15 protein-coding genes are annotated in these 14437 nt (G+C 38.4%); 7 read left to right on the top strand and 8 right to left on the bottom strand.

Annotated elements, in window-relative coordinates:
- Nucleotides 1-6 precede the first annotated feature (6 nt).
- The 4 genes from lipA to AB2N10_RS10220 all read right to left on the bottom strand — a co-directional run bounded on the left by lipA (nt 7) and on the right by AB2N10_RS10220 (nt 3131).
- Nucleotides 7-975 (bottom strand): lipoyl synthase, encoded by a 969-nt coding sequence (gene lipA, locus AB2N10_RS10235; RefSeq protein WP_354623731.1) that lies wholly within the window; start codon nt 973-975, stop codon nt 7-9.
- Entirely contained in the window at nt 975-1616 is a 642-nt protein-coding gene (gene lipB, locus AB2N10_RS10230; protein WP_354623732.1) for a lipoyl(octanoyl) transferase LipB, read from the bottom strand. Before lipB ends, lipA begins: the two co-directional genes overlap by 1 nt.
- Nucleotides 1617-1631: 15 nt before the next feature.
- Entirely contained in the window at nt 1632-1901 is a 270-nt protein-coding gene (gene ybeD, locus AB2N10_RS10225; protein ID WP_354623733.1) for a DUF493 family protein YbeD, read from the bottom strand.
- Nucleotides 1902-1973: 72 nt separating this feature from the next.
- A complete protein-coding gene (locus AB2N10_RS10220) occupies nt 1974-3131 on the bottom strand; it encodes a serine hydrolase (RefSeq protein WP_354623734.1) in 1158 nt (385 codons plus the stop codon).
- Nucleotides 3132-3650: 519 nt separating this feature from the next.
- On the opposite strand from AB2N10_RS10220, the gene AB2N10_RS10215 reads away from it, so the two are divergent.
- Both AB2N10_RS10215 and AB2N10_RS10210 read left to right on the top strand, forming a co-directional pair.
- A complete protein-coding gene (locus AB2N10_RS10215; protein ID WP_354623735.1) occupies nt 3651-3989 on the top strand; it encodes a P-II family nitrogen regulator in 339 nt (112 codons plus the stop codon).
- A 32-nt stretch (nt 3990-4021) separates the two neighbouring features.
- A complete protein-coding gene (locus AB2N10_RS10210) occupies nt 4022-5239 on the top strand; it encodes an ammonium transporter (RefSeq protein WP_354623736.1) in 1218 nt (405 codons plus the stop codon).
- 91 nt (nt 5240-5330) lie between these two features.
- Here AB2N10_RS10210 and glgA read toward each other — a convergent pair whose 3' ends face one another.
- From glgA to rsmC, 4 genes are all read right to left on the bottom strand, one after another.
- Nucleotides 5331-6803, bottom strand: coding sequence for a glycogen synthase GlgA (gene glgA / locus AB2N10_RS10205; protein WP_354623737.1), 1473 nt, complete (start codon nt 6801-6803; stop codon nt 5331-5333).
- A gap of 91 nt (nt 6804-6894) precedes the next feature.
- Nucleotides 6895-8118, bottom strand: a complete 1224-nt coding sequence (glgC, locus tag AB2N10_RS10200; protein WP_354623738.1) for a glucose-1-phosphate adenylyltransferase — start codon at nt 8116-8118, stop codon at nt 6895-6897.
- A gap of 63 nt (nt 8119-8181) precedes the next feature.
- Entirely contained in the window at nt 8182-9405 is a 1224-nt protein-coding gene (glgC, locus tag AB2N10_RS10195; RefSeq protein ID WP_369433802.1) for a glucose-1-phosphate adenylyltransferase, read from the bottom strand.
- Between the two features lie 95 nt (nt 9406-9500).
- Nucleotides 9501-10547 (bottom strand): 16S rRNA (guanine(1207)-N(2))-methyltransferase RsmC, encoded by a 1047-nt coding sequence (gene rsmC / locus AB2N10_RS10190; protein ID WP_369433801.1) that lies wholly within the window; start codon nt 10545-10547, stop codon nt 9501-9503.
- A gap of 368 nt (nt 10548-10915) precedes the next feature.
- Between rsmC and AB2N10_RS10185 the strand changes: the two genes are divergently transcribed.
- Genes AB2N10_RS10185 through AB2N10_RS10165 form a run of 5 tightly spaced genes read left to right on the top strand, consistent with a single transcriptional unit; the run spans nt 10916 to nt 14437 of the window.
- Nucleotides 10916-11791 carry a hypothetical protein gene (locus AB2N10_RS10185; protein WP_354623741.1) on the top strand — a complete coding sequence of 292 codons (876 nt, stop codon included), beginning with the start codon at nt 10916-10918 and terminating at the stop codon, nt 11789-11791.
- Entirely contained in the window at nt 11788-12393 is a 606-nt protein-coding gene (locus tag AB2N10_RS10180; RefSeq protein WP_354623742.1) for a hypothetical protein, read from the top strand. Before AB2N10_RS10185 ends, AB2N10_RS10180 begins: the two co-directional genes overlap by 4 nt.
- Nucleotides 12390-13064: a hypothetical protein gene (locus AB2N10_RS10175; RefSeq protein ID WP_354623743.1), complete on the top strand. Its 675-nt coding sequence runs from the start codon at nt 12390-12392 to the stop codon at nt 13062-13064. Before AB2N10_RS10180 ends, AB2N10_RS10175 begins: the two co-directional genes overlap by 4 nt.
- Nucleotides 13057-13380, top strand: coding sequence for a hypothetical protein (locus AB2N10_RS10170; protein ID WP_354623744.1), 324 nt, complete (start codon nt 13057-13059; stop codon nt 13378-13380). The genes AB2N10_RS10175 and AB2N10_RS10170 overlap by 8 nt, the downstream gene beginning before the upstream one ends.
- Nucleotides 13381-13408: 28 nt before the next feature.
- Nucleotides 13409-14437 carry a secretin N-terminal domain-containing protein gene (locus AB2N10_RS10165; RefSeq protein WP_369433800.1) on the top strand — a complete coding sequence of 343 codons (1029 nt, stop codon included), beginning with the start codon at nt 13409-13411 and terminating at the stop codon, nt 14435-14437.

Genomic DNA, 14437 nt, shown 5'->3' with positions numbered 1-14437 from the left:
TCGCGATTATTTAACTTCTTTGCCTGCTGCTTGCAAGTCTGCATGGTAAGAGGATCTAACAAAGGGGCCGCATGCAGCATGAGTGAATCCGATCGCTTTGGCTTTTTCGCCCAATTCATCAAATTCCGCTGGCGGTACATAGCGTTCAACAGCGAGGTGATGAGGGCTTGGTTGTAAATATTGTCCCAAAGTCAACATGGTGACGCCATGGTTACTCAGATCCGTTATTACTTGTTCAATATCTGCATTGCTCTCGCCTAACCCCATCATTAACCCCGATTTAGTTGGGATCTCTGGATGCTGCTCTTTAAATTTTTGCAGTAAGGTCAATGACCATTTGTAATCAGCACCAGGACGCACTTGTTGATATAAATGTGGTGCGGTTTCTAGATTATGATTAAACACATCTGGTACATCTTTCTCAAAGCAAGCTAATGCTTTATCCATGCGCCCTTTAAAATCAGGAACGAGAATTTCAATTTTTATTTCAGGATTAAGCAGGCGAATCTCGCGAATACAGTCGGCAAAATGTTGTGCCCCTCCATCACGCAGATCATCCCTATCTACGGAGGTGATAACCACATATTTAAGCTTCATATCACGAATGGTTTCAGCCAGTTTCTTGGGTTCTTCGGTATCAACGGCAAGCGGTTTGCCATGACCAACATCGCAGAATGGGCAGCGTCTTGTACAAATATCACCGAGGATCATAAACGTCGCTGTACCGTGATTAAAACACTCATTTAGGTTAGGGCAGGATGCTTCTTCACAAACAGAATGGAGTTTGTTTTTTCGTAGCGCTGCTTTGATCTCATTAACTCGGCTATTATCTGATTTGAGTTTGATTTTCATCCATGAGGGCTTTTTCAATGCAGTGCGACTATCCGTAGGAATCACTTTGATTGGGATATGAGAAAGCTTATCGGCATCACGTAGTTTTTTTCCTGGGGTTAACTGGCTTGGTTTATTGCTCATCAAAAACTCTCTATCTGTGAATAGTTTAATTGTGTGGTTAATTTATCAAGAAGCAGTGGGGCTAACTTATCTACACCTAGCATTATTCCTTCATTGCAACATTGTGTCATCTCTAGCCCGGCATATCCGCAGGGGTTTATTGCAAGAAAAGGGGATAGATCCATATCGATGTTTAATGCTAAACCATGAAAAGAACAGCCTTTACGAATTTTTAATCCAAGCGAGGCAATTTTTTTTCCTTTAACGTAAACACCTGGCGCATCGGGTTTTGCCTCTGCTAACACATGGTAATCAGCTAATAAATCAATAATGCTTTGTTCAATCCCCGATACTAATGTGCGAATATTAAATGCTTTGCGGCGAATATCAATGAGCAAGTAGGCGATGAGTTGCCCTGGGCCATGATAGGTTACTTGCCCCCCTCGGTCGCTTTCTACAATGGGAATGTTAGTTTCTTTTAATAGGTGCTCCGCTTTACCCGCTCTTCCTTGAGTAAATACGGGGGGGTGTTCTACTAGCCATATCTCATCTATGCTGTTTTTATCACGTTGCTCTGTAAACTCACTCATTGCTTGCCATATTTTTTGATATGGCTGTAAACCTAGATAGCGAACGCAAAGTTGTTGATTGATATCAGTCATTTTATAGCACGCAGATTAAAGAATGTAACGAACCAGTTCAAGGCTATTTAATTCAGTATAAATCGTTTCAATATGTTCTTTGCTTGTCACGATAACCGGGATACTTAATGCGTGATAATTACCCTTTGAGCTTGGGGTGACACGTGGAGAATAGTCGCCCGGTGCGTGTTTTTGCAATACAGTCACGACATCATCGATTAATTTAGGATCTGCGACTCCCATAACTTTAAACGCTAAACTACATGGAAATTCTAATAGTTGGTCGAAATTGGTATTTAATGCCATTGGCACCTCCAAAAATAAAAAAGAAAATGAGGTGTATCGCCCCATTTTCTGTATGAATGGTGAAAGTTACTATTAACCAAACCAACCGATAAATAATAATTTAATGTAATCAATGAGGCGACTGAATAATCCACCTTCTTCTACTGTCTCTAAGGCCACTAAGTTATAGCTGGCAATAGACTCGTCATCCACGGAATAGTTTACTTGGCCAACCACATCCCCTTTTTGGATCGGTGCACGTAACTCATCGTTTATAACAAAATCGGCCTTAAGATTTTTAGCTTGGCCTCTTTGTAATGTGATTGTTGTATCAACATTAACCCCTAAGCCGATCATCTCTCTATTCCCCATCCAAACACGTTCAGTGGCAAGTTGATCTCCTGCATTATATGGCGTTAATGTTTCAAAAAATCGGAATCCCCAGTTAAGTAATTTCTTACTTTCAACTTTACGTGCATCTTCAGATTTAGTTCCCATGACGACGCTAATTAAACGCATGCCATCTTTCGTTGCTGAAGAAACTAAGCTATATCCTGCATCGCTGGTGTGACCTGTTTTTATACCGTCAACATTTAAGCTTTTATCCCATAGAAGCCCATTGCGGTTGTATTGTAAGATACCGTTATACTTAAATGATTTCTCGCTGTAAATTTTGTACTCATCAGGCACGTCAGCGATCAATGCTTTGGCGAGTATCGCCATATCATGAGCACTGGTATAATGGTCCTCTGAATGTAAACCGTGGCTATTAACGAAATGTGTATTTGTCATGCCTAATTGCGCTGCCCATGAGTTCATTAGGTCAGCAAAAGCACTTTCACTTCCTGCGATATGTTCAGCCATTGCAACACAGGCATCATTGCCAGATTGTATAATAATACCGCGATTAAGATCTTCAACACTAACTTCTTTACCCACTTCAATAAACATCTTTGAAGAGTCTGGGAAATTTTTAGACCATGCTTTTTCTGAGATGATTACTTTATCTGTCGGATTTAAGTTTCCTGATTTTAACTCTTGACCAATAATGAAACTGGTCATCATTTTAGTCAAGCTTGCTGGGGCTAATCTTTCTTCACCGTTACTTTCTGAGAGTATTTTTCCTGAATCATAATCGATCAACAAATAAGCTTTTGCAGAAATAGCGGGGGCATTTGGAACCACCTGTGGAGCTGCGAACGCATTAAAACTTAATATGCAAGTGATTAACAGTAGGCCTATTTTTTTCATCGGTTTTACCTTTGAATAGTTATATGAATGTCATAAGTGTAAATTAATGGTGATGATAGCAGATGCTTTAGTGTGAGGCTAAATGATTTATCTTTTAGCCTCTCCTCATGATTAAAATAATCTTAGCGGTGTATTTTATGCTATCTATCTATATTTGCCTATGCACTGCAATTGTGCAATTACAATATTAACGAATGTATCAATATAGTAACTGTTTTCATTGAAATTTTTTTGTCTTTATTAAGTTTATTTATTATGCAAATGCATGTTGTTGCTGAATTGTTACTAACTTGGTGCATAACTCTTTTTTGATGGTTCAATATGGTGCGAAATATGATGTTGCATTCCTTTGTTTTTGATTAAGTTGTTGTTATTTAATGGTTTTTAACTTTGGCATGCTATTTGTATTTGTAGTCGTAAGTTATCAATTTTTAGTTATGTGTCAGTTGGGTTGTTCACCATGATGTTTGACTAACACATTTAATGTTCGATTTAATTTTCAATAAAAAAGGAATTATCATGAAAATGTTAACCGCAATAATTAAACCATTTAAATTAGATGAAGTACGCGAAGCAATCATGAATGCAGGTATTGCCGGCGTTACTGTTTCTGAAGTGAAAGGGTTTGGTCGTCAAAAGGGGCATACAGAATTGTACCGTGGCGCAGAATACCAAGTCGATTTTTTACCAAAAGTAAAATTGGAGATAGCGGTAAAAGATGAAGAGGTAGACATCTTAGTGGAAGCAATCACAAGTGCTGCTAATACAGGGAAAGTGGGCGACGGTAAAATATTCATCCAATCACTTGAGCAAGTAGTGCGTATTCGTACCGGTGAGCTCGATGATGAAGCACTTTAATTTAGTTTAAGAATTTAAAGAAGGGAATTATTATGGAAAATACAGTAACAGAACTTAGATTTGCGCTTGATACCTTTTATTTTTTAATATCGGGTGTCTTGGTTATGTGGATGGCTGCGGGATTTGCCATGTTAGAAGCTGGACTTGTTCGCTCTAAAAATACCACTGAGATTTTAACTAAAAATATCGTGCTATATGCTATTGCTTGTACGATGTTTTTATTAGTTGGTTATAACATTATGTATGTTGATAACGCTGCCGGTGGGTGGTTGCCATCATTAGGTGGATTGATTGGCACGCAGGCTGCTGATGCAGACCATTCTCTTGAGTCCGACTTCTTCTTCCAAGTGGTTTTCGTGGCAACGGCGATGTCAATTGTATCGGGTGCCGTGGCTGAGCGTATGAAGCTTTGGGCATTTTTAATCTTCTCTATTTTCTTAACTGGCTTTATTTATCCAATGGAAGGTTACTGGACATGGGGCGGTGGCTTTTTAAGTGAAGCTGGTTTTAGTGATTTTGCTGGTTCAGGTATCGTACATATGGCGGGTGCAGCTGCCGCATTAGCAGCCGTGATCCTACTTGGTGCACGTAAAGGCAAATTTGGTAAGGATGGTTCAATTCACCCAATTCCAGGTTCAAACATGCCACTTGCAACATTAGGTACACTTATTCTATGGATGGGTTGGTTTGGTTTCAACGGTGGTTCGCAACTCGCATTGTCAAATGCTGAAAATGCAACTGCAGTGGGTCTTATCTTTGTTAATACCAATGCAGCAGCAGCAACGGGCGCAATTGCAGCAATGTTGGTCAGTAAAGTAAGATGGGGTAAAGCAGATTTAACTATGATTCTAAATGGTGCATTAGCTGGGTTAGTTGCTATTACGGCGGATCCTCTTTCTCCAACACCTCTATTTTCAGCAGGCATTGGTGCAGTTGCAGGTATCCTAGTTGTATATAGCATTACAATGTTTGATAAATTAAAGTTAGACGATCCAGTGGGTGCATTATCAGTACATGGTGTGTGTGGTCTATTTGGTCTGTTAGTTGTACCGATGAACAATGAAGGTGCATCATTTGCTAGCCAGTTATATGGTGCTGCAGTTATCTTTGGTTTTGTCTTTATTGCTTCTTGGATTGTTTGGGCGATTATCAAAGTAACCATGGGTATCCGCGTTAGCGCAGAAGAAGAAGAAACGGGTATGGATTTACACGATTGTGGTGTTGAAGCTTATCCTGAGTTTACAAAGTAATTAAATAAATAATAATAAACAGGTTATAACTTTTTGCCCCTGACTTATCCTTGAGTCAGGGGCTTTTTCTTTTAATAAATAGGAGTTGCTATTATATCTTATGGGAAAAAAGGGCGTTGTAATAAAGGTGTTGATAATGTCTAGCGGCATCAGACCAATAAAAATGGCTGCGCATCGCCTGTTGTTTTAAACGTTGTAGCTCTTCCGGGTGCTCGATGTAGAGTAGCAATACACGACGTAATAAATTCAACAGTTGATTTGGGTTTATATCATGAAACATAAAACCATTTGCGTTGTCAGGATCTTGGTCATAGTCGATGACGGTATCTTTTAATCCACCTACACCTCGCACGATAGGAAGAGTCCCATACGCTAAGCTGTAGAGTTGGTTTAGACCACAGGGCTCAAAAATGGATGGCATGAGGAAAAAGTCAGCACCGGCTTCTATCATATGTGAAAGCCTATCACTGTAGGCATCAATAAATTTGAATTTATCGGGGTAATGTTTGGCGATTGCGCTTAGGTGGCCTGTAATCCCTGGATCGCCTGAACCTATAATCACCAATTGTACGTTATGTTTTAAAAAGCGATCCAGCATTGGTATTATTAAACCAAAACCTTTTTGATCTGTTAAGCGACATATCATCCCAAATAACGGGTTGTCATTGACAGGCAAACCCACTTTATTTTGTAGCGATTTTTTGCATAATGCTTTGCCTGTGAGATCATCTGCGGAGAAATTATCTGTAATCAAATTGTCGCTTTGAGGGTTCCAATCTAGGTAATCGCAACCATTTAGTATACCTTCAAAATCATGCATACGAGCAATAAAATGTTCTGACATTCCATGCGAACCAAGTACGGTTAATAGTTCACTGGCATAGTTAGGACTAACTGTATTAATTTTATCGCTGTAGGTAACACCGACTTTCAAGTAATTAATATAATTATAATTCTCTAAAACTCGTTCATCCATGCAAGCGCTTATTTCTGGTATTAAGTTAAGTTGAGACTTATCAAAAATACCTTGATAACAGGCGTTATGTGTTGTGAGCACTGTTTTCGTGAAAGTAAAACGAGAGCTATCATGGTAACGCGTTTTTAGTAAATAAGGGACTAAGCCTGTATGCCAATCGTTACAATGGATGATATCGGGGGTATAGTCACACGCTTCGCAAGTTTGCAACGCAGCGAGGGCAAAAAAAGCAAAACGCTCTCCATTATCAGGGTAAGCCTTATTCTCTTCTCCGTATAATCCGAGGCGATCAAAGTAATGCGCGTTATCAATGGCTAATACTTCAATACCATCTAAATGAAGAGACTGTACATTAAATTTAACATCGGGACGACAGGCATCGGTATTTAATGTTAAGGAGTGCCTATGTTGAGCTTCTTCACGATGTTCTATAGTGCCGTAAAAGGGGGTGATGATAGTAACATCATGGCCTAAATCGCGTAATTCAATGGGGAGTGCTTTGGCGACATCTGCTAAACCACCTGTTTTAGAAAAACCGTCTACTTCTGATGAGATGAAAATAATTTTTAATTTTCTATGATTATTCAATGAAAAACTCCTTGGGCAATCGCATTGCCATGTACAATAAGTTTAAGCCCTCAATAGTGATACTATGAAGAGATTGTTTTTGTTAAATTTGTTATGCCGTGATTCTGGCCCCTTTGGGAATAACCACAATGCCTTCATCGGAGACGGTAAAACGCTTTTTATCCTCTTCAAGATTAAAGCCGATATTGATGTTATCGGCAACATGAACATCTTTATCAATGATCACTTTATGGAGCTTACAATTTTTACCAATTCTAATGTCGCCAAGTAAAATTGATTCTGAGATATCGGTATCTTTTTCGACAACACAGTTAAAACCTAAGACAGACTTTGTAATCATCGCCCCGATGATAAAACATCCATCAGAAATAAGCGATTTCCGTATCGAACAATTCGCATCTTCGGCATTTTGAAAATGAGCGGGTGGTAATGCAGGATAATAAGTATGCATTGGCCATTTATGGTTATAAAAGGAGATGGGGGGCGGATATTGGATTAAATCCATATTCGCTTGCCAGTAAGATTCAATGGTGCCGACATCACGCCAATAGGTTTCACCATCTTCTTCTTGTATGGTGTTGTTAGTAAAGTCATAGACAAAGACGTTACCCTGTGGATAAAGATAGGGAATAATATCTTTACCGAAGTCATGGCTAGAATCAGCAATTGCGGCATCACGTTTTAGCTCTTCCTGAAGCGCTTTGGAGTTAAAAACATAATTACCCATTGAGGCAAGCACATGTGTGGGATCATCTGGAATTGTTTTTGCTTCTTGCACCCTCGGTTTCTCAACAAAGCCTATCATGCGGCCATCTTCATCCACTTCAATAATACCAAAATGGTGGGCTTGTTCTTTGGGAAGTTTAATAGCTGAAACAGTCAAAACAGCCTTTTTATTTTCGTGATAGGTGATCTTTTGACGAATATCCATTTTATAAATATGGTCGCTACCAAATACGCAAACTATATCGGCTTCATCGGATTCAATAAATTGTAGGTTTTGATAAATAGCATCAGCAGTACCGCTATACCAATGCTTGCCTATTCGCATTTGTGCCGGTATTGCATCGATAAAGGTATCGGTAAAACTATTTAGCTCCCAAGCATGATGTAAATGTTTATTAAGAGATTGAGATTTGAATTGAGTTAGTACATATATTCTAATTAAATCTGAATTTACAAAATTATTGAGTACACAATCGATTAGGCGATAGCTACCACCAAAAGGTACAGAAGGCTTGGTGCGATATTGTGTAAGCGGATAAAGTCTCGAACCTTCTCCACCCGCTAAAATCATTGAAAGAATTTTTGCCATAATTGCAACCTATATTTAAAGTTAATATACCCATAAAACCTGAGTTAACAGATATCAGCGGGATTAAAAGCCTACTTTACTGTTTTTACCTATCACAATGATCCCATTTTCAGTGACGGTATATTTTTTACGATCTTCCTCTAGGTTTTCACCAATAATGGTACCCGGTGCGATCTCAACGTTTTTATCAAGAATAACTTTAGTTAAACGGCAACCTTGCCCGATTTTCGTGTTACTTAGAAAAATACAGCCGTCAATAGTGGCATCTTGATAGACATGGCTACGGAACCCTAAACAGGAATTTCTAATCGTAGCGCCGTTGATATAAGAGCCTGCTCCAATGAAGGATTGTGTTATATGAGTGACATAATTAGTTGACTCGCTAAATGTTGCGGGAGGCAGAGGTGGATGATAGGTATGCAGTGGCCAATGTTTATTATAAAGTGAAAAAGGTGGATTTGGGCGCAACATATCCATATGAGCCTCCCAATAAGAATCTATCGTGCCGACATCTCGCCAATAGGCGATTGCTGGTTCGTCTTGAATAAAATTATCACTTAATTTGTAAACAAAAACAGCATTATTAGCGAACAGTTTAGGAATGATATCTTTACCGAAGTCATGACTAGAATTGATATTTTTTGCATCTGCGTAGAGCTCTTTCAGTAACGTTTTCGTTTCAAAAATATAGTTACCCATTGAAGCTAAGACATGGTCAGGATCTCCGGGAATTGTTTTAGCATCCTGTACAGCGGGTTTTTCAGCAAAACCGATTACCCGTCCATCTTCATCAATTTCGATAATACCAAAGTGATAGGCTTGTTCCTTGGCAACGCGAATCGCGGAGATAGTGAGGCATCCTCCCTTGTTTTTATGGTGCTCAACCATTTGTTGAACATCCATTTTATAAATATGATCACTCCCAAAAATACAGACGTGTTCAGGTGAATTTTGTTTAATAAAACGTGTATTTTGGTAGATAGCATCAGCTGTACCAATATACCAATTTTTATTAACGCGCTGCTGTGCTGGGATTGGCTCGATAAAACGTTTAGTTATGTTAGAGAGCCGCCACGCTTTACGTAAATGTAAATTTAGAGATTGAGATTTGAATTGCGTAAGCACATAAATTTTTAATAAGTCTGCATTCACAAAATTATTTAATGCGAAGTCAACAATGCGATAATTTCCTGCAAACTGGACTGCTGGTTTCGTTCTTGTCTCTGTCAAAGGGAAAAGGCGAGCGCCTTCCCCACCGGCTAAAATCATTGCCAGAATACCAGCCATAAATATCTCCAAAGTAAAATGGTGAATAAATGTTATTTACCATATAAAAATTAGCAGAAATTCACTAAAGAGATACTTTTACGGATAATATATATCTATTTATTGAAGCTAGTTATTACTTTGAATTTATTATTCTCAGCGATTGTTGTTACCGTTGAAAACACGTTGTTGAGTAGTGGTTCATAACGGAGAAATTTATTGGCTACTATGGACATTCTTCCTCCATTGTTAAGGTGTAAACTTGCCTCTGCAATAAAGGTCTCTGCAGCACTATAATCGGTTTTTTGACCTGAATGAAAAGGGGGATTAGAGAGGAGTAGGTCATATTTATCTGATACATCCGAAAAAACGTTCGATGCAAAAACATTCGCTTGGAGTTTATTTTTAGCTAATGAGAGTTTGGCGCTCTCTATTGCATAAATATTGATATCGACAAGATCTATTTTTAGGTTTGCATGTAGGCTTAATATATAACAAGCTAAAACACCTGCGCCACAACCAAAGTCAAGTACAGTGCCACTCATTTCATTGGGTAAATTCTGTAATAGTAATTCACTGCCTTTATCTAACTCACCATAGCTAAAAACACCGGGTAATGAGCAGATATCGATGCTGACCTCATTAATATTTAGCGTGTATGTTTTGATCCACTGTTGTAGTTCAAAGGGTTTTACTTGATGGGTTAATTCAGCGAATATGATGCTGCAATGACGAGCCGAATCAATGGTATTAACGGTGGGTGAATAGGGGGTTAATAAGGAACCGGCACTTTTTATGCCACACTTTTTTTCACCAACGAGAATAATGGCTGCACCCGGTAGCAAATGGGGCGTTAAATTAGCTAATAGATATTGGCTTTCTTGTTTAGATTTAGGTAAAAAAATCAGTAATAAATCAAATTTTTGATTGCTTTGAAAGTTAGCGCAGAAATGTACTTCTGAACTGTTTAATTTACCTTTTAAGGCCGTATAATACCGATAGTCACTAAAACAAAAAGTGCTGGAATTTGCTAATGTCTGCAGCTGTACTGGATAATCATCATCTATGTTACCGGCTACCAGTATATTTTTATTTTCAAAGAGTGCTTCATTGCGCTGTAATACTTGGCTGGTATTCGAGTAAATTTTATTCGCAGGTGACATTATTTTTCCTATGTGATGAATTCACCAGACTCTCGCAATTATTCCGGTGAAATGGGTATTAGTGACCTATTATACTCGTTATTAGAGAAAATGTATTTATCCACTAATCAGGTACTAGCTCGCAACTCTCCTGCGTTGTAACCATAGAAAAGTGCATCATGTTACGTCTTGCTCTGGTATCCGAACAGCGCCTGACAAAGCATCTTGAGGTAACATGGGGATATTAGGTAAATAATAATGGGAGGTGACTCCCTAATTGAAAGGAAACATTATATTTTCGGCACATATCAACGATATTTTAGAAAATCTATGTTCTAATGATTATTTAATAAAGATCAATTATTTTTTGTTGGGAAAGTAAAAGCAAGATGCTTAAAAAGTTTTTTTCTAAAAAATCATCGTCTCAAATTAGCGTATATTTAGGGACGAATAGAGTCGCTATTTGTGGCATGGCAGATGGACGTGTTGATTTGCTTGCACAGGCGCGCGTTGCCACTGATCAAGAATGGGGCGAAGCCTTATCCTCATTAGTACAGCAGCATAAATTACAACATCATCAAGTGCGAGTGGTGTTAAGTCGCGATTTTTATCAAACCTTTGATATAGAAAAACCGAAGGTTGAAGATAGTGAGTTATTAGCCAGTATCCCCTTTGCCATAAAAGATTTGGTATCAGAAAGTATTTTTGATCTTGTTGTTGATTATTATGATATTCCGCTACAACAACATAAAGGCGAGCAAATTACCGTGGTCTGCACGGCGATGAAATTGGTTATTCATATCCGTGATTTACTACTTAAGTGTGAAATGGAATTAAAGGAGATTAGTACCGAAGAGTTATCATTAACGGCACTTTTAAATGTAGAAAACGAAACCAATGCATTACTCTCTGAAGAGAGGAATGCCTTAGTCTTTACCGTCGTTAAAAATGGTCAGCTCTATTTTTCGCACCGAATTCGAGGCTTTAATGATTTATTAGCGCTACCACTTGGTGAGCAGGAGAACGTACTTATCGATGGGTTAAGTTTAGAATTACAGCGCGCGCTTGACTATATTAATTCGCAATTACGTATTGCATCAATAAATCATTTATATGTGGCTTTATCTTGCCCCGATATTAATGCCTTAACCAGCCAATTAGGGGCAAATCTGGCTCGCAAGGTTGAACCCTTTGGTGAAGCGCAACAATATGACTTTAGTAATATTGTTGCCTATGGACTATTGATGGATGAGTTAGGTAAATGAAAACGAAGATTAATCTATACCAACCTAGTTGTTATCCTAAACGCGAAAAAGCGACCTTTAAGCAGTTTTCGTTAGTGGCTGCGTTATGCGTGCTGAGCCTTGTTATTACTCCCTTTATTGTTAATCAGGGAATAGAACATGTGCAAAAGAAATTACGTGTACATGAATCGGTATTAACAGATAAACAGAATGAACTGTCTGCACTTGTGGTTGAGCTACAAAAGAATAGGGCTCCTGAACATAAAGTGCGCAGACAGCTTGCATTACAGCAAGAGATTAATGCTAAGCAGCAATTGTTGGCGAGCTTAGATATCATTGATATTGACGTAATGAGCTTTTCTGTTCTGATGAAAGGGCTATCATTGGCAAGCACCGATGCGGTTAGTATTGATAACTTTTCTATTATTAATGGGCGACTCAATATCTCCGGATATGCAAAACAGAGTGATTCTGTGCCGCTGTGGTTAAGTAAAGTACAAACAACGGATGAGTTATTAGATATTGCCTTTGAGCAGATCAATATATCAGAGAGTGACAACGGCTTTAATTTTATATTAAGTAATATGGTTAAAAAAGAAGATAACAAACGGGGGCAAAAATGATAAAAGCCCACATTAATAAATTAGAAAAAGCATTCAACGCCATAACATTGCGTGAACGGGTGATTATCTTTGCTGGATTGCTTTTTTCTATTTTGGTTATTAACTATTATTGGATCATTGAACCTGCGCAGCTAAAACAGGTGAAAATAGAGAAAACGTTGGCGCTAAGTTATAAAAAAGAGAATGAATTAAACAAAGAGGTTGCAAGAGTAAAAGGTGAATTAAAGAAAGACCCTCTACAGGAGATAAATACGCAAATAGCATTTTCTGAGCGAACATTAGTTAGCTTGGACAAAACTCTTGATGAAAAATTAGTTAAATTTATTCGAGCGCAAAAGATGCCTATTGCATTAACGAAAGTGCTTAGTAAAAGCACTGGCGTTAAGATAGAGTCACTCGTTTCATTGCCTGTTAAAGCGTTCAACGCAGAGAACTCGCAGGCCGGAAGTGATATGACTAAAACTCTACAAAACCCATTTTATAAACATACCTTGGCGGTAACGTTATCGGGTGATTATAACGCTATTTATCGATATCTGGTTAATTTAGAAAATATACCAGAGAAGTTTTATTGGTCGGCTCTTACTTATCAAGTCACTCACTACCCCTTAGCGCAGGTGACGATCGAAATTTATACACTTAGTGATCAACAGGATTTAGTCAGTGGTTAAATATATTTTTTTATTGGCTTGTATGAGCAGTTTCCATCTCAATGCCGAGGAGGTGTTGGTTGACCCAACAACCCCGCTTGATTATAAAGCAAAGGTAGTGAAAAAAGCTGGGCGGCCTGCGTTACCAAGGTTAACTAGTATTTTTATTGGTGAAAACAAGCAGACTGTGATTTTAAATAATAAGCTATATAGCCAAAATCATTGGGTTAATGGTTATCAGATCGTCAAAATTGATCCGGATGCGGTTTTATTACGTTACGCCGAAAAGCTATATAAATTAAATTTATATAGCAACAAAGAGCAATTTATAAAGTAATCGCAATATGTATTATGGAAAATAGAAAATGAAAAAAATGATTTCGATAGGTTGTTGTATTTTATTGTTAACAGCTTGTCAAACAACGAAAAAAAACACCGCGTCAGAGCAGAAACAAATATTACAAGAGGGCATCGATCAGCAAGTTCAAAATCTTGAATTGCCGAGTGATGTTGCCGATGAGCTCTATGCCGATTTATCCGAATTGTCGGAATCGACCTTTGTGGCGGAAAAACGTATCGATATTTCCGCAAGGGATGTTGATGCTGGCGTATTTTTTTCGTCATTAATTCGAGACTCATCCTATAGTGTTGCTATTCATCCGAATGTTAGCGGAAAAATAACCCTCTCTTTAAAACAGGTTACGTTACCCGAGGCGCTTGCCGTCATCGAAGATATGTATGGTTACGAAATTAAGCTTAAAGGTAACGTTTATCATATTTATCCTGTCGGAATGCGTATCGCGAGTTTTACATTGGACTATTTATTTATGAACCGTATGGGGGGGTCTAAAGTTACCGTATTAGCAGGCCATTTAAGTAGTTCGGCTGATAATCAAGATAACGATAATAATAACGATAATAATAATAACAACAATAATAGTGCTAATAACAACTTTACTGGAGACTCTGAAACTGGTGGTGATGAATTTACTGGTGATTTTGCTTCCAGTAGCCTAGATGATGGCACTGAAATTGTGACAGTGACTAGCACCAACTATTGGGCTTACTTAGATAATAAAATAAGAGCTTTATTAGGAGGAAAAACAGGGCGAGATGTTATTGTTAGCCCGATGTCAGGGACGATCACTATCCGAGCATATCCTGATGAAATTCGTAATGTTAAAGAGTTTTTAGAGAACGAAACCGATCACTTAAACCGTCAAGTAATACTTGAGATGCAGCTCATTGAGGTCACATTGAGCGACCGTTATCAACAGGGGGTTTCTTGGCAGAGCGCTAACGCCAGTATTGGCGGGTCCGATTTAGTCTTTGATAGTGTATCTAAGATAGCTGATAACGTGATTCAAACTGCGATTGGTGGGGGGGCGCTTTGA

Source organism: Psychromonas sp. MME1 (genome assembly GCF_041080865.1).
Lineage (GTDB): Bacteria > Pseudomonadota > Gammaproteobacteria > Enterobacterales > Psychromonadaceae > Psychromonas.
This window is presented reverse-complemented; position numbering and strand designations above follow the sequence as displayed.